Raw genomic sequence first — 19,830 nt, 5'->3', positions numbered from 1 at the left:
ACAGCCCGCTGTGAAGCGTGACAACACGCGGACAACACTCGGACGGTTCCACGACGCCCGGTGCGGAGCCGGCATCCAAGGAGTGACGACCGTGACGCACGGTGCGGACTCGCCACCGAAGGAGTGAGGGTCACGGGAGTCGGGGCCGTCGCCCGGTACCAGTGGAGGCCCCAACTCCAGGAGGTACTCCCATGTCCCTGCGTTCCGTCCTCGGTACGGCGGCCGGTGCCGCGCTGCTCCTGCTGGCCGCCGCCCCCGCCGCGACCGCCGACTCCTACGAGACGGTGACGGTCGACCCCACGGGCAGCATCGCCCCGGACGGCACCGTCACCCTCTCCGGCACCTACCGCTGTCTCGGCAACTCGGGCCCGGCGTACGTCAGTTCCTCCGTCTCCCAGGGCGACCCCTCGGTCCGGCACGGCATCGGCGGCACCGGCGCGGTCTGCGACGGCATGGAGCACAGCTGGGCGAACTCCGGCAAGCCGTCCCGCCCGGTCACTCCCGGCGCGGCCCGGGTCGAGGCCACCGTGATGGAACTCTCCACCGGTTCCGGCCTCCCGCTGCCCCGCTTCCACGCCGTCCAGCAGCAGGACATCACCCTCACCGCGAGCTGAGCTCCACGGCTCCGGCCCGGCCCCCGAGTGGGGCCGGGCCGGAGGGAGTTCAGCTCGTTCAGTGCTGGGTGTTGCTGGCCCAGATCGCGGTCGAGCCGCCCGAGTAGATGACCATGTTGCCGTCGCCCTGGAGGCGGAGGATCGAGCCGTCGTGGCCCTGGGTCTGGCTGGCCCAGACGGCGCGGTTGTCGGAGGTGTAGACGACGAGGTTGCCGTCCGCCTGGAACACCGCGTGGAAGTTCGAGCCGAAGGTCATGGTGGCCCAACGGGCCTTGTTGTTCTCGTCGTAGAGCACGAAGTTGCCGTCGGTCTGCATGCGCAGCCGGGCCTTGTTCGCGTTGATGGACTGGCCCGCCTTCAGCACCCGGGTGGCCGTGATGAGGACGTCCGAGGGATAGCTGGACTTGGTGGTCGACTTGGTGGTGGAACTCGACTTCGTCCCGGACTTGGTCGTCGTGGACTTCTTCGTCGCCTTCGCCGTCGGCTTCTTGGTCTTCTTGACCGTCGTCGGTTCGCTCACCGGCTGCGCGACGGTCTTCTTGCCGGTCGTCTTGTGCGGTGTGGCGATCTTCGGTGTGGCGTGCCCGGTGGGAGCGGTCGGAGTGCCCGAGGCGTACGCCCCGGCGCCCGGCGTCGACGCGCCGTCGCCGAGGATCGTGCCCGCCTGGTCGGCGACCACCCGGTCGTGGCTCTCCGGCGTCCGGTCCCGGCTCATCAGCAGTCCCGGTACGGCGATCAGCAGCGCGCCGAGCACGGCGGCGCCGGCCAGCAGCGGGCGGCCCGGGCGGCCGACGGACGCGGCCGCCGTGTCACCGGGGGTCGGCCCGTCGCCCTCGGGCACGCTCACGGCCAGCGCCCCGGCGGGCGCCTCGGCCTCGGCCTCCTGCCGCGCCGACCGGGCGGCGGCAGCGGATGCCGGGCCGGCCGACCCCGAAAGTTCTTCTGTTGTACGGCTGTTGGCGAGCGCCGCGGCCTCCGCCGACGGGGTCGCGGGACGGCTCGGCTCCGCCGCCACCGGCTCCGCCGAGAGTTCCGCCGCGACGGCCTCCGCGGAGAGGGTCCCGGGGGAACCGGCCGCCCCTGAACGGGACTTGGACGCCTCGCCCGCCGTGCTCGCCGCCGCTGACTCACTGACCGCCGAGGTCGCCGCCGTCGCTTCCTCGGCCGTGGCGCCCGTCACAGAGTTCTCTGCCGCCGTTTTCCGCGCGGCCGGTCCGGTTCGGTCTGTCATCCGCCCTGTCCGCTCTCATTCGCCCAGCAGTTCGTCGTACGTCTGTGTGCGCAATCCTATTCACGTCCTTTCACGCGCATGCGCCAACAGCGGTTCCTTTCACCGGAGTTAACAATCGTCACGCACAAGCCCCGGTGCTGGTACGGCCGTTGCGCAACAGCCCATAATTCGCCGTACGGCACTGTTGTGCCGCACCGCGCGCACCCGCCGCGAACGTTCCGCTTTCCGGACCGGAGTGGGAACGCGCGTGCGGGGACGGCATGATGGGGTTGCCGCAACCGACAGGTGCCGACACGAGGAGGTCAGCTGAGTGCGCCAGGTACTGACGGTCTGTCCGGAGGGCACCGGGGACGCCCGGACGATCGGAGAGGCCCTGGCCAGGGCGCGCGGAGGCGCGGTGCTGAGTGTGCGCCCGGGGACGTACGAGGAGAACCTCGTCGTCACCACCCGGGTCACCATCGTCGCCGAACAGGCGCGCGGCACCGTCCGGTTGGCCCCGCGCAAGGGCACCGTGATCTCGCTGCGCGTCGACGCGGTGATGCTGACCGACCTCGTGGTCCAGGGCCACGACGAGGAACACCCGGCCGTGGACGCCTCGCACGGGCAGGTCGCCATGCAGGGCTGCGATCTGTCCGGCGCCTCGTGGACGACCGTACTGGCGCGCAACTCCGGCTCGTTGGCGATGCGCGAGTGCCGGGTGTCCAACCGCACCGGCGCGGGAGTCGTCGTCACCTCGTCCACGGAGAGTTCGCTGGAGTCCTGCACCCTCGAACACTTCGGCACCAGCGGGGTGGTGATCGGCGAGCGCGGCCGGGCCACCCTGCGCGGCTGCACCGTACGGGACGCGCGCGGCAACGGCGTGCTCGCCAACGGCGACGCCCAGGGCTCCGTGGAGGACTGCGACCTCGCCTCGACGGACAAGCCCTCGCTGGCACTTGAGGAGCGCAGCGCGATACGGGTGCTGCGGACCGTGGTCCGCGACACCTCGATCGGCGTGCACATCACCAGCACCGCCCGCTGCGAACTGGAGGAGGTGCGGGTCACCGGCAGCAGCGGCCCCGGCATCATCGTCTCGCACGGCTCCGACCCGGTGCTGCGCCGCTGCCGCACCGCCCGCACCACGGGCAACGGCCTGCTGGTGACGGACCGTTCGCGCGGCACGTACGAGGACTGCTGGCTGACCGGCGCCCAGATGGCGGCGCTGCGGGTGGCCGGTGCCTCCTCGCCCACGCTCACCTCCCTGACCGTCCGGGACGGCGAGAGCGACGGCGTCCTGCTCGAAGAGGACGCGGCGGCCGAGCTGGAGCGCGTGGAGATCATCGACGTCAAGGGCGCCGGTGTGGTGATCCGCGGCAACGCCAACCCGCTGGTGCGGCGCGCCCGGATCACCGGCGCGGGCGGCTCCGGGGTCTCCGTGCGCGACGGCGGGCGCGGCCGGGTCGAGGACTGCACGGTGGAGGCACCGGGCGGCGCGGGCGCGGAGGTCGCGGCGGGCGGCAACGTCTATCTCGCCGGATTCCGGGTCAACAACCCGGGCGGCGCCGGTCTGGAGATCGGCGGCGAGGGCACGGCCGCGCTCCGGGACGGCGAGCTGGTCTCGGCCGGTGGCTGCGGTGTACTCGTGGACACCGGCGGCGAGTTGACGGCCAACCGGGTGCGGACCGCCGCGTCCGCCGAGCACGGCTTCCTGGTCCGCGACGGCGGCCGGGCCTCCCTGAACGGCTGCGAGGCCGCGGGCAACGACCGCGACGGCATCCGCGTCGAGTCGGAGGCACCGGTGTCGGTCGTGGGCTGCACGGTCCGCGACAACAAGGGCGGCGGCCTCGTCCAGGCCAAGGCGGGCGGCCGGCTCGCGGTGGAGAACCTCACCAGCACCGGCAACGAGTCCCGCGACGCCTGGGGCTTCGGCGAGGCCGAGGGCACCGACCCGGCGGGCACCGTCTCCGCCTCCGACGGTCCCGGCCGCCCCGACGGACCGATGGCCGCGCTGGAGGGCCTCATCGGCCTCGACAACGTCAAGGAACAGGTCCGCACCCTCGTCAACCTCACCCAGCTCGCCGCCCGCCGCGCCCAACTCGGCATGTCCGCACCGCCGATGAGCCGCCACCTCGTCTTCGCCGGTCCCCCCGGCACGGGTAAGACGACCGTCGCCCGCCTCTACGGCACGATCCTCGCCGAGCTGGGCGCCCTGCGCTCCGGCCACCTCGTCGAGGTCTCCCGCGCCGACCTCGTGGCCCAGGTCATCGGCGGTACGGCCATCAAGACCACCGAGGCCTTCGAACGGGCCCTGGGCGGCGTCCTGTTCGTCGACGAGGCGTACACCCTCACCTCCGACTCCCGTGGTTCCGGGGCCGACTTCGGGCGCGAGGCCGTCGACACCCTGCTGAAGCTGATGGAGGACCACCGCGAGGACGTCGTCGTCGTCGCGGCGGGCTACTCCGACGAGATGCGCAGCTTCCTCGGCTCCAACCCCGGTCTGGCGTCCCGCTTCTCACGCACCGTCGAGTTCGAGAACTACTCGGTGCCGGAGCTGGTCGAGATCATGGAGAGCATGTGCGTACGCCACCAGTACGCGCTCGCCGACGAGACCCGGCACGCGCTCGCGGTGCACTTCGAACGCCTACCGAAGGACGCCGGGTTCGGCAACGGCCGTGCGGCACGGCAGGTGTTCGAGGAGATGGTGGACCGGCAGGCGGTGCGCCTTTCCGCGCTGACCGACGTCACCGAGCAGGACCTCTCGCTGCTGCTGCCGCAGGACATCAGCGAGGAGGCGGCCCGTACCGCCGCCGACGGCCCGAACGCGGTCGACCCCGGCGACGACGCGCTCAGCAGGCTGGACGCGCTGGTCGGACTGCACGCGGTCAAGCGGGACGTCACCGACCTCGTCAACCTGGTGTCCACGGCCAAGCAGCGCGAGGCCGCCGGACTCCCGGTGCCGCGCCTCAGCCACCACCTCGTCTTCACCGGCCCGCCCGGCACCGGCAAGACCACGGTCGCCCGACTCTACGGCGAACTCCTCGCCTCCCTGGGCGTGTTGCCGCGCGGCCAGCTCGTCGAGGTGTCCCGCGCCGATCTCGTCGGCCGATACGTGGGCCACACCGCGCAGTTGACCCGCGAGGTCTTCGAACGGGCCCTGGGCGGTGTGCTGTTCGTCGACGAGGCGTACACCCTCACCCCGCGCGAGGCGTCCGGCTCCGACTTCGGCCGGGAGGCCGTGGACACCCTGCTGAAGCTGATGGAGGACCACCGCGACAAGGTGGTCGTCATCGTCGCCGGCTACACCCAGGAGATGGAGACGTTCCTCGCCTCCAACCCGGGTCTGTCCTCCCGCTTCTCGCGCCGGGTCGAGTTCGCCGACTACTCCTCCGACGAGCTGGTCACGATCGTGCGCGAGCACGCCGTACAGCTCGGCTACGAGTGCGCGGCCGGGTTGGGACCAGTGCTCCGGCAGTACTTCGACTCGCTGCCCCGCGACCGGTCGTTCGGCAACGCGCGCACCGCCCGGCAGATCCTGGAGCGGATGATGACCCGACAGGCGGGCCGGCTCAGCAGACTGGCCGTCCCCAGCCTCGACGACCTGCGGCTGCTGCTCCCGGAGGACCTCGCCGATCCGACGGCCGCGTCTCCCACTTCCAGTGGGGCGGCCCGGGCATGACGACGACACATGGCAAGGCCGTCGCCGCCGGTCTGGCGCTGCTGCTGACGGGGGCCGCGAGCGCGATCGGCGCCGGGTCCGCGTCGGCGGCGGGCAGTACGGTCCAACTCCCCGTACTGTCCTCGCAGTTGGACGCCGACGCGGACTGTGCGACAGGCTCGGACCGGCGCGCCACCGATGTGCCCTGGGAGCAGGTCTCGCTCCAGCTGAGCCGCACCTGGCCCTTCGCTTCGGGCACCGGGGTGACGGTGGGCGTGGTGGACACCGGGGTCTCGTCCTCCGCGCCCGCGCTGAAGGGGCGGGTCACTGCGGTCGGCGACGCCGGGACCGACTGTGTGGGACACGGCACCTTTGTGGCCGGGCTGGTCGGTGCGGCCGTGGAGGACGGTGTGCGGTTCGCGGGGGTGGCGCAGCAGGCGCGGATTCTCGCGGTGCGGGGGAGTGACGCGCGGGGGAAGGTCACCGCGGGGCAGGTCGCGGACGGGATCCGGGCCGCGGTGGACGGCGGGGCGAAGGTGGTGACCGTGTCGGCGGCGCTCGCCGGTGACACCGCCGCGCTGCGGTCGGCGGTCGCGCTGGCCGCGAAGAAGGACGTGCTGGTGATCGCGGCGGCCGTACCGGACGCGCCGTCGACCGCCGGGTCGTCGACGGAGAGTCCGCCTGCCCGTGACTACTTCCCGGCCGCCGACGAGGGCGTGCTCTCCGTCCTTGATGTCGATGTCTCCGGCAAGCGGCCGACCGGCGCGTACACGACGTCCAGTGCGGCAATTGCCGCCCCTGGAGACGGAGTTGTCGGTATCGGCCCTAAGAAGGCCGGGCACTACATCGGGTCGGGGGCGTCTCTGGCCGCCGGGTTCGTGGCGGGGGCGGCGGCGCTGGTGCGCTCCGTCCATCCGGACCTGACGGCGGCCCAGACCGCGGCCCTGCTCCGCAGCTCCGCCTACCCGGCCGACGTGCCCCGCCTCGACCCGTACGCGGCGGTCACCTCGGTCCTGACCGGTGCCGCCGCCGCGCCGTCCCGGGGCGATGCCGGTACCCCGGTCCACCTGCCTGCCGACAAGGCGGCCGGGCCGTTGCGGCGGGCGTTGTGGCCTGCGTCGGCGGGGCTTGCCGTGATCGTCGCGGTGGTGTGGTTGGGGTTGATCCTGCCTCGGGGGCGGCGGTTGGGCTGGAAGCCGTCTGTCCGGACGGAGGGTGCGGAGAACGCGGTTGCCGTGGAACCGGCGGTCCCGGCGGGTGCGGGCACGTCGCTGGAAGGGTGAGGCCTTCGGCGGTGCCGGGTCGGGCAGTGGGTATCTGCGGGCCGGTGGGGGCTGGTCGCGCAGTTCCCCGCGCCCCTTGGTTGGCTGCCGCCGTCCGGGGGCGGTAGCGCCCCTTGGACACCGCGGGCACAGCAGCGACCTCGGCCTCGGCCGTCGTGCACGCTGAACGGGACGGCCCCGGGTGACGAACAGTCACCCGGGGCCGTCCCGTTTCAGTGCGGGTTTCTCACTCCGCCGCCGCCCCCGCCGCCAGTGCCGTCTGGATGAGGGACGGCTTGCGGCGGACGATGTGGAGGGCTCGGCCTGGGGGGAGGACGCGGGGCTTTACGTTGCCGAAGACGTAGCCCTCGGACGGGGAGCAGGACATCAGGATGCCTGGGGTGTTGACCTCGTCCATGCGGCGGAGGAGTTGGTCGTTCAGGCCGCGGCCCGCGCCTGTCGCCGAGCGGGCTACCACCACGTGCAGGCCCAACTCGTGGCCCAGGGCGAGGTGTTCGAAGAGCGGGGCGAAGGGGTGGTCCATGACCGTGCCGCCGCCGACCATGTCGTAGTCGTCGACCAGGACGAACAGGCGCGGGCCCGTCCACCAGTCGGCCTGGCGCATGCGGGCCGGGGTGATCTCCTGGCCCGGGACGCGGGTGCGCAACGCCTTTGCCGAGCCGCCTACCAGTTGTTTGAGAGCCTCCAGGGCTACTGCGTGGCCCAGGCGGTATTCCTCGGGGACCGCGTCCACCAGGCCGCGGCGGTAGTCCACGACCAGGATGCGGGCCTCGGCGGGGGTGTAGCGGGCGACGACCGAGTCCGCGACCAGCCGTAGGAGGTTGGTCTTGCCGCTTTCCGTGTCGCCTACGGCCACCAGGTGCGGGGTGCGGGAGAAGTCGTGCCAGACCGTGCCGAGGGTCTCCTCGTCCTGGCCGAGCGCGATCTTGAGGCTGACGCCGTCGCCGAGTTGGGGCTCGGGGAGTTCGGCGGCGGGGAGTCGGTGCGGGAGCATCCGGACCTGGGGGGCGCGCGGGCCGTGCCAGGCGGAGGCGATGCGGTCGACCAGGTCCGCCACGCCCTCGGAGAGGGTTTCGGGGTCCGTGGAGCCGTCGCCTCGTGGTAGCGCCGAGAGGAAGTGGAGTTTTGTCTCCACCGTCAGGCCTCGGCCGGGGATCTGGGGAACAGCGCTCGCCTTGCGGATGTCCACGACGGAGTCCATCGTGTCGCCGAGCCGGAGTTCGAGGCGGGTCGCGGACTGGTCGCGGACGGGGGCGGTGAGTTCCAGCCAGCGGGCGGTCGCGACGATCAGGTGGATGCCGTAGTTGAGACCGCTGGTGGCGATCTGGTTGAACGTCGGGATGAACTGGTCGAAGTTCTGCCGTACCGCCGACCAGCCGTCGATCACCAGGAAGACGTCGCCGTGCGGTTCGTCGGGGAACTCCCCGGCCGCGCGGCGGCGCCGGTACGTCGACATCGAGTCGATGCCGTTGTCGAGGAAGAACTGCTCGCGCTGGGTGAGGACGGCGGTGACCTCGGCGACCGTACGGCTGATCCGCTCGGTGTCGAGGCGGGCCGCGACCCCGCCGACGTGCGGCAGACCGGTCAGCTGGGAGAGCGTGCCGCCGCCGAAGTCCAGGCAGTAGAACTGGACTTCGCGCGGGGTGTGGGTGAGTGCGAGCGCCATGATGAGGCTGCGGAGGACGGTTGACTTGCCGCTCTGTGAGCCGCCCGCGACGGCGACATGGCCGCCCGCCCCGGCGAGGTCCACGACGAGGGGGTCACGGCGCTGGTCGAAGGGCTTGTCGACCAGGCCGACCGGGACCCGGAGCTTTCCGGCGCCGTTCCAGCGGGACGCGTTCAGACCGCGGTCCGGGTCCTCGGCCAGACCGCCGAGCAGCACGTCCAGCGGGGACGCGGTGTCCAGCGGCGGCAGCCACACCCGGTGTGCGGGCGGCCCGGAGTCGCGCAGCCGGTCCAGCGCCACCGCCAGCAGGCTCTCGGCGCTCTCCTCCGCCTCGGGCTCCGGCACGATCGCGGCCGGCGCGGGAGCGCGCGGCACGATGTACCCGGTCGACCAGGGCACCACCTGGGTGGCGACCCGGGCCTGCGCGACCGCGCCGCCGCGCCTGCGGTACGGGCCGGAGACGTACGCGGCGCGGAAGCGGGTGAGCGCCTCGATGCCGGACTTGAGGTAGCCGCTGCCGGGCTGGGAGGGCAGTTCGTAGGCGTCGGGGACACCGAGGACACCCCGGGACTCCATCGCGGAGAAGGTGCGCAGACCGATCCGGTAGGAAAGGTGCGACTCCAACTGGTGCATCCTGCCCTCGTCCAGGCGCTGCGAGGCCAGCAGCAAATGCACGCCCAGCGACCGGCCGAGGCGGCCGATCATCACGAACAGCTCCATGAACTCCCGGTGCGAGGCGAGGAGTTCGCTGAACTCGTCCACGACGACGAACAGGCTGGGCATCGGGGCGAGATCGGCGCCGCCGGCCCGCGCCTTCTCGTACTCCAGGGCCGAGGTGTAGTTGCCCGCCGACCTCAACAGCTCCTGGCGGCGGATGAGTTCGCCGTGCAGCGCGTCCTGCATGCGCTCCACCAGGGCGGCCTCGTCGGCGAGGTTGGTGATGACGGCGGAGGTGTGCGGGAGTTCGTCCAGGCCGAGGAAGGTCGCGCCGCCCTTGAAGTCCACCAGGACGAAGTTGAGTGTTTCGGAGGAGTTCGTGAGCGCGAGACCGAGGACCAGGGTGCGCAGCAGCTCGGACTTGCCGGAACCGGTCGCGCCGATCAGCATGCCGTGCGGGCCCATGCCGCCCTGCGCGGACTCCTTGATGTCCAGCTCCACGGGCCGCCCGTCCGCGCCGACCGCGATCGGGACACGCAGCCGGCCGGAGCCGGTGTGCCGCCGCCAGATCGTGTCGGGGTCGAGCCGGTGCAGGTCCGCGATGCCCAGCAGGGTCGTCAACTCGGTGTCGTTCGAGAGCGGTTCGACCGCGTCGGAGGAGAGACTCATCCGGTACGGCGCGATCAGCCGGGCCAGCGCCTCGGCGGCGACCGGACCCACCCGGTCGGGGCGGCCCAGCACGGTGGCCTGTTCCTTGCGGCTGCGGTCGGTGCGGACCAGGGAGACCGAGTCCGGGGCGACGTCGAGGCGCAGGGTGGTGCGGCCGGGGCGCCAGGTGAGGCTGTCGGAGAGGTCGAGGACGACGGCGTTGCGGAAACCGGGGCCGTCGAAGCGGTGTCCGGCCGGGATGCCCGCGCCGTCCACCACGACCACCACCAGCGGCTCGTCACGGCCGGGCACGGCGTCGGGGTCGAACGCGGGCCGCTCGGAGAACTCGCTGCCGAGCTGGTCCTCCAGGTCGGTGAAGGCGGAGGCCACCATGCGCAACGGGCCCGCGCCGTCGGTCTCCTGGGGGTGCTGGTTGTGCGGCAGCCACTTCACCCACTCCCACTCGGCGCGCACCTCGTCACCGGCGCAGACCGCGATCCACAGCTCCTCCGGCGGGTGGAACAGGGCGAGTTGGGACAGTGCGGCACGCAGCATCCCGCGCGCGGCGTCGTGGTCGCCGTGCACCAACACCCGTGACCAGGACCGCAGATACAGCGCGATCGGCTGGCCGGGAACGGTGCTGTAGGCGCGGATGAAGCGGCGCAGGGCGTGCGCGCACAGCGGTTCCAGGTCCTCAACGGGCTTGCTGGACACGGGAGTCAGCCGCATCGCGAGCTGCTGGTCGCCGACGGCTATCCGCACCTCGCCGAAGTCCTCGTCCTTGACCCGGCGCTCCCACAGCCGTGTCGTGCGGACCATGGTGCGCAGCACCCGGGGCTCGGGATGCCGCCAGGCCAGCGCGAGCTGCTGCTCGACCACGGCACGCTGCACCGTACGTCGACTTTGCGCCAAGTAGCGCAGATAGTCCCGGCGTTCACCGCGCAGCCGCTGCTTGCGGTCGCCGGCCTTGCGCATGACCTGGCCGATCATCATCGCGCCGGCGGCCATCACCATCATGCCGAGCGCGATGTACATGAAGACACCGCTGGACTGGCCGCCCGACCGCAGGAACAGCATCATCATCGAGACCGACATCATGGCCATCGGCAGATACGTCCACACCGCGGACGTGTCCGGGACGGTCTCCATGAGGGTCGGCGGTTCCTGGAGGACCAACTCGCCTGCGGGCATGTCGGGTCCGCGGCGGCGGGCAGGACGACGGAACAGGACCACGCTCAACGCTTGGGGCTCCTAACGGACTTCACGCACCGTGGCGGCATGTGGGGGCATGCACCGGAACGGGCCTCGGCACTGGCACGGTGGAGGACGCTGTCAACACCGTTGGTGGGGGCTCCCGTTGACACGCGTCGTAGGGAGTGTCAGTAGTGTGCACCCCGTCAACTCTGTACGTCCATGTCACCCCCCGCTTCACCGGCACCCTGTTTCCCTCAGTTCCCCCCACCCCCGCACGCCGCGCCGCGTGCCCCCGTTTCGATGTCCAGGAGACGTGAGCCCCGGTATGACCGACACTTCCGTGACCGGCCTGTGCCATCTGACCGTGCGGGCCCCGGCCCGCACCATCGACCTCGCCGTGCCGTCCGACGTGCCGGTCGCCGACCTGCTGCCCACCGTGCTGCGGTACGCGGGGGAGGAGGCCGAGGAGACCGGTCTCGAACACGACGGCTGGGTACTCCAGCGCCTCGGCGGCCGGCCGCTCGACGACGAGGCGACGCTCGCCTCGCTCGGGTTGACCGACGGCGAGGCGCTCCATCTCCGGCCGCGCACCGAGGCGTTGCCCGAGGTACGCCTCGACGACCTGGTCGACGGGATCGCCGCGGTCACCCGGGACCGGCTGCACGGCTGGAGCCCCGAGGCGGCCCGGCGCCTGCTGCGCGGCCTGCTCGCGGTGGCGGTGCTGGCCGGTCTTGTCCTGCTGGCGCTGCCGGGCGCCCCGGCGTCGCTGCGCGCGGCGACCGCCGTAGGAACCGGTCTGCTGCTGCTGGCCGGGGCCGCGTCGGCGAGCCGGGCCGTGGACGATCCGGCGACCGGGGTGATCCTGGGCCTGCTCGCGTCACCGGCGCTCGCGCTCGCGGGCTGGCTGGTGCCGGGCGGTGAGCTGAGCGGTCCGCAGGCCCACCAGGTGCTGGGGGCACGGCTGTTGGGGGCGGCGGCGGCCTGGGCGGGCGGCGCGGTCCTCGCCCTCGCGGCCTCCGCGGCCCGCACCCCGCTGTTCCTGGCGTCGGCGCTGGTGGCGCTCGCTACGGCGGTGGGCGGTGTGCTGATGACGGTGTTCGACGTGCGGGTGGCGGCCGCGGCCGGTGTCGTCGCCTCGCTCACCGTGCTGCTCGGCGGTCTGGTGCCCTCGCTGTCGTTCAAGTTCGCCGGGATGCGCATGCCCGCGCTGCCCACCAACGCGCAACAGCTCCAGGAGGGCATCGAGCCCTACCGGGGCAACGACGTCGCCGTACGCACCGAGCTCGCCGGCGAGTGGATGACCGCGCTCTACGGCGCCACGGGCGTCCTCTCGTCGGCCTGCCTGGTGGCCCTGGCCCGCCGCCCCAGCCTCCCCGCGCTGCTGGTCGCGCTGGTCCTGTCGCTGCTGCTGCTCCTGCACGGCCGGGGCCTGGTGAACACCGCGCAGCGGCTCGTGCTGGTGCTGCCGGGCGCCTGGGGTCTGCTGCTGCTCGCGTTCGGCTGGGGGCTGCGGCTGTCCGGCACCGAGCGGACGCTGCTGGTCGCGGGCCTGCTCGCGGTGGCGGCGGTGCTCACGGTCGCGGTGTGGACCGTACCGGGACGGCGCCTGGTCCCGTACTGGGGGCGCGCGGCGGAGATCCTGCACTCCCTGCTGGCGATCGCCCTGCTGCCCCTGACCCTGTGGCTGCTGGGCGTCTTCGGCACCCTCCGCGGCATGTTCGGCTGACCGCCCGCCAGGGCCGAGCGAACCAGAACACGAACGACCGAGCCAGGAGGAAAGCGTGCGGTCGAAGCGCGACCAGGTGCAAGCGCACACGTTCATGATGGGCCGCCTGACCTCGGGCATGCTGCTCGCCGACCCGGACGCACCGGAGAGCCCGCTGGGCCGTACCAGCCGGGGCGCGCTGGTCGGCCTGATCGTCGGCGTGCTGTTCTGCGCCGGGGCGCTGGTGTTCGGGCTGCTCAGGCCCGGCGGCAACGACGCCTGGCGCACGGGCGACACCCTGATCGTCAACAAGGACACCGGCGCCCGCTACCTGTACGCCGACGGCAGGCTGCGCCCGGTGCGCAACTACGCCTCGGCCGTGCTGATCGGCGGCGCCGACCTGAAGACCACGTCGGTCGGCTCGAAGTCGCTCGCGGGCACGCCGGTCGGCCGGCCGGTCGGGATCACCGGCGCCCCCGACTCCGTACCGGGCACCAGTGACCTGGAGTCCTCGCCCTGGGAGGTCTGCTCGACCGGCTCCGGCCTGCAGACGACCCTCGTGCCGGGCGCCCCGGTGACGACGGACCCGGTCGGCGCGAAGTCGGCGCTGGTGGTCAAGGGCCCTGACAAACACACCTACTTGGTGTGGCAGGGCAGCCGCCTGGAGCTGGACGAGGACTCGGGCGCCGCGGAGTCCCTCGGCTACGCGCCCGTCACCCCCCGCCCGGTCTCGGCGGCCTTCCTCGACGCCCTGGTGACCGGCCCCGACCTGGCCACCCCGAAGGTCGAAGGCCGCGGCACCACCGGGCCCGAACTGGGCGGCAGGGCAACCCGGATCGGCCAGGTGTTCCGCGTGGTCGCGGGCTCCGGCAACCAGGAGTACCTCCTCCAGAAGGACGGCCTGCACCCGGTCACGGACACCCAGTCCGCGCTGCTGCTCGGCGATCCGGACACCCGCAAGGAGGCCTACGACGGAGGGGCGCCGAACGTCGTCACCATCGACGTGTCCGACCTGCGCGCCCACCAGGCACCGGGATCGGCGGGCACCGACCCGTCGGTGGCCGGGCTGCCGGACACCCCGCCGAGCGCGCTGGCGCTGGCGGCGGGCCAGTCGGTGTGCGCCCAGGTCGACCCGGCCGACGGACAGGTGCGGGTGACCTCGGTCCGGGTCGCGGAGACCGCGCTGTACCCCGAGGCCCAGGCGGACCCGACGGCGCTGACCGCGGCCTGCGTGAACGTGGACCGGGTGGTGGCACGGCCCGGACACGGCGCGCTGGTACGGGCGTTGGGCGCGGCCGGCGAGACCGTCGGCGACACCACCTTCCTGGTCGGCGACGACGGCGTGAAGTACCGCATCCCGGACGCCAACGCCCTCGCGGCGCTCGGCTACGGCGGGGCCACGCCGGTGAAGGTGCCGTCCACGCTGCTGTCGATGCTGCCGACCGGGCCCGAACTCAGCGCCCGGGCGGCGGCGTCGGACTCCGGCTCGGTGGGCGGGGGCACGGGCGGCGCGGCGGCGCAGTGCGGCACGGGGGCCGGTGCCGGTGCCGGCGGACGGTCCGGGATCGAGGCCGGACTTCCCGCGGTACCCGGACAGGTCCCGGCGGGCGGATCCCTCAACTCGGCCTCGGGGGCCGGGAACTGACGGATTCACGCCGATGGAGATCGTGTTCACGCCAAACTGGATTCACTCCAGAACCGCCGACCACGGAACCGCGTGTTCCGGTCAAGTTGCTTACCGGTAAAAGCATCTGAACGGAAGCGGTACGCAAGCTCAGATCTTCCTCAGTTCGTTGTCAGCGCAACTTCCGCCAATCTAGGCTCAGTTGCACCTGTACATCAGATCGACTTACGAAAGGTGGGACGATGGCTGGAGATGGCCAGCAGTCAAGCGAAGGTTCGACCCGGAACGGAATCCAGGCCCTGGAGAGCGCCTTCAGCGGCATCGTGAAGATCCGTCAGGACGTCGACAGCACCCGTTCCACCCTGGGCAGCGGCTACCAGGGCAGCGACGGCGGCCAGTACGGCCAGCTCCTCGCCCAGTGGGACGGCCAGTGCAACGTCATCCTCAAGAACCTCGAGGACGTCATCGACCGGCTGAACCAGAGCCTCGTGGAACACAACAAGACCCAGGGTTCCTCGAACGACTCCATCAACCAGGCGTACAACGCGGCGCAGTCGGCCTTCGACCAGCTCGCCGGCTGACCTCGCGTCACGTCCGATCCCCCCATCGCGCAAGACTCATCGCGTTAGAGAGGCAAGCTGTGGCAGACAACCTGTCCGACGGTGTCATCTACGTCAGCTACAACCACATGTCGAACGCCGCGGACGACATGGTGGCGCAGACCAAGGCGATCGCCCAGACGCTGTCCAACCTCGAGGCCGAGCTCAGCGAGCTGTCCAAGACCTGGTACGGAAACGACGCCGACACCTACCGCCAGAAGCAGGCGGCCTGGGACGGCGCGGTGCAGAACATGGAGACGCTGCTCACCTCGCACTCGCAGCTCCTCAACGAGATCTCCAGCAGCTACAAGTACAGCGAGAACTCGCTCAGCCAGATGTGGTCCGAGGTCACCATCGGCCGCTGAGCCGGCCGGTCCCCACCGCACCGACCGGTCCCCTCGTGGTCGGTGCGGTCCAGGCTCCTTCCCGTTCCGTCGCCGCGCCGTACGCCAGGGTCGGCGCGTTCCGCCCGCGGAGGCACCCATGGCAGATCTGACCCACCTCGACTCGACCGCGCTGAAGAACTTCAAGAACACCGACGTCGCCGACTTCATCACCGATCTGGTGAACATCCGCAAGGACAACGCGGGCGTCCGGTCCCTGAAGAACCTGATCGCCGAGACCGGCGCCGGCTCCGCCCAGGGCCTCGCCAAGATCCTGCGCATCGGCCTGATGAACGGCGGCGACAGCTCGGACCCGGTCGGCGGGTCCACGCTGGTGGAGGCGCTCAAGACGCAGGCGACCGCGCTGGACAAGATCCTCACCGGTCAGAAGACGCTCTTCGACGACATCGACGACGCGCTGGACGAGACCATCACCACCCTGCTGAAGACACAGGGCGACAGTCTCGACTCGATCGACGGCGAGAAGCTGCTCGACATCTTCGACACCGTCGACGGCGACATGAGCGGCAGCGACTCGAAGACCTCCTGAGGCCGGGCCCGCGGCCCGCCGGCTCCCGCCGGGCCCCGGGCCCTGTCCCCTGGAACCCCCCACCCAGTCCCCCTCCTCCTCCGCAGCGGAGTCCGCCCCATGGCCGATACCACCACCGGGACCGCCAACTACGACCCGGACGACTACTTCGCCCAGGCCGTCACCGACTTCACCGGCTACACGATCCCGGCCCGGTCCGCACTGTTCGACAAGCTGAGCAGTTCCGCCAACGACGACTTCGGCGACCTCAAGCTGTTCCGGATGGACATCCAGGGCATCGACATGAGGTCGGTGACCGCGGCCGACTACTCGGCGATCGGCGGCTGGCAGGTCAACAAGGGCGAGGACTACGACCTGGCCTTCTACGACGCCGGCGGGGACGGCGCGCACGACAGCGTGAGCATGAAGAAGGCCCGGATCGTGATGATCGGCGTCACCGTCGACGGGAACGGCCGCGCCACGCTCTGGAGCGGCGGCGAGGTCACCGGCGGCGGCGCGTTCGAGGGCTCGTACTCGCACGTCCAGTGGGACTCGGGGCCGATGGCCCAGTACATCTCGGGCAGCAAGCTGGTCCTGGACCACATCCTGGCGTCGCCGTACTCGACACAGGGCTTCTCCTACAGCGGGCTGTCGGTCATCGACGCCAACGCCGTCGACATGCTCTCCTTCGAGAACACCGGGCAGTCCTTCGACCGGGTGGTGCAGTTCTTCAAGGACCACTCGGACATCGTCGACAAGTGGATGACCTCGCTCGGCGAGGACCAGGCGGCCTGGAAGGGCAAGGCGGCCAGCCTCTTCTGGCATCTGCTGGACGAGCTGAAGACCAACTACAACGGCTACGTCTCCCAGTTGGGCGGCACCGACTACACGCCGACCAACACCACCCTCGGCGGCTACGTCCCGAAGTCGAAGCTGAGCGACGCGTTGGCCGCCGCGCAGACGGCGCTGAAGCAGGCGGTCACCGATCTGCAGACCGCGTGGAACGACTGGGCGTCCGACGGTCAGCACGACCCGCACTACCACGTGAAGAAGATCCTCGACGAGATCAGTCAGTGGGTCATCAACAACAACATCAACCACGTGCTGTCGTCGACGACGTCCACCTACAGCGAGTACGGAGGGGGCGACTACACCTCCTACTCCACGGACGCCAACTTCAAGCAGTCCGTCCCCGAGTACGGCGACCTCACCCAGCACACCACCTGGCAGAAGGTCGCCGACGCCGCGGTCAAGAGCTGGTCCGACCACGCGGACTCCAAGCTCAAGCAGCCGTCCATCGACGCGCTCAGCAATGTGAAGAACGCCTGGGCCGACGTGCAGGACGCCTTCGACCAAGAGGTCACGAACAAGAACAACGAGACGCTCTCCGAGGTCCTCCAGAAGGAGGAGAACGAGATCGCCGAGGAGGAGGCGAAAGAGAACAACGACAAGCTCAACGACAATCTGAACAACCTCGGCGACAACCTCAACAACCTCGGCGACAACTTCAACAACCTCAACGACAACCTGAACGACAACCTCAACAACCTCGGGGACAACCTCAACAACCTGAACGACGGCCTCAACGACAACCTGAACAACCTCGGTGACGGCCTCAACAACCTCGGCACGAACCTCAACACCAACCTGAACGACAGCCTCAACAACATCGGCGACGGCCTGAACTCAAGCCTGAACAACCTGAACGACGACCTCGGCAACAGCCTGAACAACGTCGGCAGCGGGCTCGACGACCTCAACAACCTCAGCACCGACAACCCGCTGAACGGCGACGGTACGAACGGCAACGACCCGACCCAGCTCGCCAGTTCCATCCTGAACGGCGGCCTGACCCCGAACTCGCTGCTGACGAGCAACGACCCCACCAAGGACGGCTCGACCACGCTCAACTCCCCGACCGGGGGCAGCACCCAGCTCAACGGCGACGGCTCGCTCACCACGACGTTCCCGGACGGCTCGACCCAGACCATCGATCCGTCGACCGGCCTGGTCACCACCACGAACCCGGACGGCACCACCTCGGTCTCCCAGCTCAACCCGGGCAGCACCATCACCAACCCGGACGGCTCGACCACCACGCTCAACGACGACGGCACGCTCACCACCAAGTTCCCGGACGGCACGAGCCAGACCCTCAACCCGGACACCGGCCAGGTCACCACCACGAACCCGGACGGCACCGTCAGCACGTCGACGCTCAACCCGACCGACGGCTCCTTCACCACCCCGGACGGCTCGACGGCCCAGCTCAACTCCGACGGCACGCTGACCACGAAGTTCCCGGACGGCTCCACCGAGACGCTCAACCCGGACACCGGCCAGGTCACCGTCACCGACCCCTCGGGCAACGTCACCACCTCGCACCTCAACCCGGGCGACTCCTTCACCAACCCGGACGGCTCGACCACCACGCTGAACGACAACGGCACGCTGACCACGAAGTTCCCGGACGGCTCCATCCAGACCCTCAACCCGGACACGGGCCAGCTCACCACCACCGACCCGTCGGGCCACTCGACCACCACCGACATCGACGGCAGCGACCTCCCCTCGTCCTCGATCGACACCAGCGGCCTCAACGGCAACGGCATCGACACCAGCGGCATCGACACGAGCGGCCTGAACAACGGCAGCAGCCTCGACACCAGCGGCCTGAACACGAGCGGGCTCAACAGCGGCGGCCTCAGCAGCGGCGGTCTCAACTCGTCCTCCGGCGGCCTGGATTCGGGCCTCGACGGCGGCTACGACGACTACGACAGCACCCCCTACACCGGCGGCGCGCTGCGCTCCGACTCCCTCGACACCGCCGCCCTCGGCGCCTCCACCGGAGAGCAGAGCGCGTCCAGCGGCACCCCGCTCAACCCGATGGGGATGGGCGGCATGGGAGGCATGGGCGGCGGTGGTATGGGCGGTGGCGGAGGCGGTGGCCAGGGCGGCACCAGCGAGCGCACCCGGGCCGTCCTCACCGACCCGGCCAACGGCTCCACCCGGCGCGGCCGGACCAACCGGGCGGCGAACGTGGACGAGGACGAGGACGTCGTGTACACCCGGCCCACCACGTCCAGCGCCCCGTACCCGGTGGGCGGCCCCGGCGGCAACGGCGCAGGCCAGAACGGCCGTTCCACGGAGAGCGGCGACCGCGCCCGCGACGCGTGGCTCACCGAGGACGAGGACGTCTGGGGCACCGACGAGGGCGGTTCGCCGGCGGTGATCGGCCGATGAGCAGCGAGTCGATCGAGCAGCGGCTGGCCAAGGCGGTGGCCGAACTCGAGGCCACCGAGGCCGCGGTGGCCCGCGCGGAGGGTGAACTCGCCCACGCCGAGAGCACGGTGCGCTCGGCGGACCGCGCGGTCGAGGTGACCGTCTCCGCGCAGGGCGACCTGCGCGCGGTGACCTTCCTGGACGACAAGTACCGCACGATGCCCGCCGGTCAGCTCGCCGCGAGCGTGCTGGAGGCGGTGCAGGAGGCACGGGCACGGATGGCCCGGCACGTCATGGCCACCTTCGAGCCCTTCACCAAGGCCAACCCCGAGGCACCCGAGATCACCGGTTTCGACGTGGACTGGAACAAGATCTTCGGGCCCGGTGTCCTGGAGGGCCCCAAGGGCGGCCGACGGCGTGGGGCCGGCCGGCTCCGCGACGAGATCAGCGAAGACCCGGAGGACTGAGAAGACGATGGCTTCGAACGCCTACTCCGCCGCCCCGCCCGCGCTCGTCGCCGGCACCCGGCAGATCGAGCAGATCAGCCGGCTGGCCAATGAGATGATCAACGAGTTCATCACGGACGTGTCGTCCACCTCCGGCTGGCCCGGACACGACGACAGCTACGCCAAGCAGATGCTGCCGCAGGAGAAGGAACAACGGGAGGGCTCCATCAAGACCGGCTCGTCCCTCTCCGAGGCGATCGTCAGCATCGGCGACGGCACCCTCACCAACCTCAAGAGCGTGCTGGGCACGCAGAACGGCGTACTGGGCGCCATCCACGACTCCGACATCAACACGGGCGACACCGACGGTGGTTCGCACGGCGGAAAGCACTGAC

The 19,830-nt window shown here is 71.0% G+C and carries 13 protein-coding genes; 11 read left to right on the top strand and 2 right to left on the bottom strand.

Translation table 11 applies throughout. The features are described 5' to 3' along the window. The first annotated feature begins 191 nt into the window (after window positions 1-191). On the top strand, window positions 192-614 hold the full coding sequence (locus OO69_RS35875; RefSeq protein WP_033285073.1) for a DUF6299 family protein: 423 nt from the start codon (window positions 192-194) through the stop codon (window positions 612-614). Window positions 615-672: 58 nt separating this feature from the next. Here the strand turns inward: OO69_RS35875 and OO69_RS35870 are convergent, their stop codons facing one another. Further along, window positions 673-1,794, bottom strand: a complete 1,122-nt coding sequence (locus OO69_RS35870; RefSeq protein ID WP_234444617.1) for a hypothetical protein — start codon at window positions 1,792-1,794, stop codon at window positions 673-675. A 361-nt stretch (window positions 1,795-2,155) separates the two neighbouring features. Here OO69_RS35870 and OO69_RS35865 point away from each other — a divergent pair, with 361 nt between their 5' ends. Together OO69_RS35865 and OO69_RS35860 are read left to right on the top strand one after the other, a co-directional pair. Continuing rightward, complete coding sequence (locus OO69_RS35865; RefSeq protein WP_033285071.1) at window positions 2,156-5,500, top strand: right-handed parallel beta-helix repeat-containing protein; 3,345 nt, start codon at window positions 2,156-2,158, stop codon at window positions 5,498-5,500. Next, entirely contained in the window at window positions 5,497-6,762 is a 1,266-nt protein-coding gene (locus OO69_RS35860) for a S8 family serine peptidase (protein WP_033285070.1), read from the top strand. The genes OO69_RS35865 and OO69_RS35860 overlap by 4 nt, the downstream gene beginning before the upstream one ends. A 226-nt stretch (window positions 6,763-6,988) precedes the next feature. Here the strand turns inward: OO69_RS35860 and OO69_RS35855 are convergent, their stop codons facing one another. Further along, window positions 6,989-10,924 (bottom strand): type VII secretion protein EccC, encoded by a 3,936-nt coding sequence (locus OO69_RS35855; protein WP_033285069.1) that lies wholly within the window; start codon window positions 10,922-10,924, stop codon window positions 6,989-6,991. A 328-nt stretch (window positions 10,925-11,252) separates the two neighbouring features. Here OO69_RS35855 and eccD point away from each other — a divergent pair, with 328 nt between their 5' ends. From eccD to OO69_RS35815, 8 genes are all read left to right on the top strand, one after another. Then, window positions 11,253-12,653 (top strand): type VII secretion integral membrane protein EccD, encoded by a 1,401-nt coding sequence (eccD, locus tag OO69_RS35850; RefSeq protein WP_033285068.1) that lies wholly within the window; start codon window positions 11,253-11,255, stop codon window positions 12,651-12,653. 55 nt (window positions 12,654-12,708) lie between these two features. Further along, the gene (gene eccB, locus OO69_RS35845; RefSeq protein ID WP_033285067.1) at window positions 12,709-14,277 is read left to right on the top strand and encodes a type VII secretion protein EccB; all 1,569 of its coding nucleotides are present in this window, start codon (window positions 12,709-12,711) and stop codon (window positions 14,275-14,277) included. 221 nt (window positions 14,278-14,498) lie between these two features. Then, window positions 14,499-14,837 (top strand): hypothetical protein, encoded by a 339-nt coding sequence (locus tag OO69_RS35840; RefSeq protein ID WP_033285066.1) that lies wholly within the window; start codon window positions 14,499-14,501, stop codon window positions 14,835-14,837. A gap of 59 nt (window positions 14,838-14,896) precedes the next feature. Next, window positions 14,897-15,220, top strand: a complete 324-nt coding sequence (locus OO69_RS35835; RefSeq protein WP_033285065.1) for a WXG100 family type VII secretion target — start codon at window positions 14,897-14,899, stop codon at window positions 15,218-15,220. 118 nt (window positions 15,221-15,338) lie between these two features. Continuing rightward, on the top strand, window positions 15,339-15,788 hold the full coding sequence (locus OO69_RS35830; RefSeq protein ID WP_033285064.1) for a type VII secretion system-associated protein: 450 nt from the start codon (window positions 15,339-15,341) through the stop codon (window positions 15,786-15,788). A gap of 99 nt (window positions 15,789-15,887) precedes the next feature. Then, on the top strand, window positions 15,888-19,010 hold the full coding sequence (locus tag OO69_RS35825; RefSeq protein WP_033285063.1) for an AAWKG family protein: 3,123 nt from the start codon (window positions 15,888-15,890) through the stop codon (window positions 19,008-19,010). Then, window positions 19,007-19,456 carry a YbaB/EbfC family nucleoid-associated protein gene (locus tag OO69_RS35820; RefSeq protein ID WP_033285062.1) on the top strand — a complete coding sequence of 150 codons (450 nt, stop codon included), beginning with the start codon at window positions 19,007-19,009 and terminating at the stop codon, window positions 19,454-19,456. The genes OO69_RS35825 and OO69_RS35820 overlap by 4 nt, the downstream gene beginning before the upstream one ends. Window positions 19,457-19,463: 7 nt before the next feature. Continuing rightward, window positions 19,464-19,829, top strand: coding sequence for a hypothetical protein (locus OO69_RS35815; protein WP_033285061.1), 366 nt, complete (start codon window positions 19,464-19,466; stop codon window positions 19,827-19,829). Window position 19,830 lies beyond the last annotated feature (1 nt).

Origin of the sequence: Streptomyces sp. NRRL F-525 (genome assembly GCF_000716605.1) — a bacterium.
Taxonomy (GTDB): Bacteria; Actinomycetota; Actinomycetes; order Streptomycetales; family Streptomycetaceae; genus Streptomyces.
Note: the sequence above shows the minus strand (reverse complement) of the source record. Positions and strands in the feature narration are given on the sequence as shown.

Bases quoted from the DNA above. Each gene is read 5' to 3' on its own strand.
- OO69_RS35875 (WP_033285073.1), top strand. From the start codon at position 192: ATGTCCCTGCGTTCCGTCCTCGGTACGGCGGCCGGTGCCGCGCTGCTC.
- OO69_RS35860 (WP_033285070.1), top strand. From the start codon at position 5,497: ATGACGACGACACATGGCAAGGCCGTCGCCGCCGGTCTGGCGCTGCTG.
- OO69_RS35855 (WP_033285069.1), bottom strand. From the start codon at position 10,924: ATGCCCGCAGGCGAGTTGGTCCTCCAGGAACCGCCGACCCTCATGGAG.
- eccD (WP_033285068.1), top strand. From the start codon at position 11,253: ATGACCGACACTTCCGTGACCGGCCTGTGCCATCTGACCGTGCGGGCC.
- OO69_RS35840 (WP_033285066.1), top strand. From the start codon at position 14,499: ATGGCTGGAGATGGCCAGCAGTCAAGCGAAGGTTCGACCCGGAACGGA.
- OO69_RS35830 (WP_033285064.1), top strand. From the start codon at position 15,339: ATGGCAGATCTGACCCACCTCGACTCGACCGCGCTGAAGAACTTCAAG.
- OO69_RS35825 (WP_033285063.1), top strand. From the start codon at position 15,888: ATGGCCGATACCACCACCGGGACCGCCAACTACGACCCGGACGACTAC.
- OO69_RS35820 (WP_033285062.1), top strand. From the start codon at position 19,007: ATGAGCAGCGAGTCGATCGAGCAGCGGCTGGCCAAGGCGGTGGCCGAA.
- OO69_RS35815 (WP_033285061.1), top strand. From the start codon at position 19,464: ATGGCTTCGAACGCCTACTCCGCCGCCCCGCCCGCGCTCGTCGCCGGC.